At 47.9% G+C, this 633-nt stretch carries 1 protein-coding gene; it reads left to right on the top strand.

The window, feature by feature from the left end; genetic code table 11:
• Positions 1-633: ABC transporter transmembrane domain-containing protein (locus tag R7R24_RS27905; RefSeq protein ID WP_318120316.1), on the top strand; the 633-nt coding region annotated here is incomplete at both ends.

Here is a 633-nt window from a genome sequence, read left to right as displayed (position 1 = left end):
TGATCAACATATTCGCCATTGCCGCACCAATGTTCACTCGTTTGGTGTACGACAAAGTGGTGCCAAACCTCGCGTTTGAAACCTTATGGGTGTTGGCAAGCGGTATCTTCGTCGTGTTCATTTTCGACTTTTCTCTCAAGTCACTTCGTAACTACTTCATCGATGTGGCGGGTAAAAAGTCGGATATTCTGATCTCCTCTAAACTGTTTAGCAAAGTAATGGGGATTCGAATGGAATCCAAACCGCCGTCAGTGGGTGCATTTGCACGTCACTTGCAGGAGTTTGAATCCATCCGCGAATTCTTCACTTCCGCTACCGTCAGCGCGTTGATCGACCTACCATTTGCGATTCTGTTTTTAATCATCATTTGGTTGATGGCGGGCAATTTGGTATTTGTGCCGATGGTAGGTGTTCTCATTCTGATCATCCACTCACTGCTCATCCAAGGCCCTCTACGCCGTTCTATCGAGGAAGGCTCACGTCTGGCTTCTCAAAAATACGCCAACCTGATTGAGAGCTTGGCAGGCTTAGAAACGGTGAAAATGTTGAGTGCTCAAAGCCAGTTCCAATACCGCTGGGAAGAAGCGGTAGCGCACATGGCAAACTGGAACATCAAGAGCCGTCGCATTACCG

The sequence above is a fragment of the Vibrio sp. 704 genome (assembly GCF_033339295.1).
The sequence above is the reverse complement of the archived record's forward strand: the minus strand, read 5'-3'. Positions and strand labels throughout refer to the sequence as shown.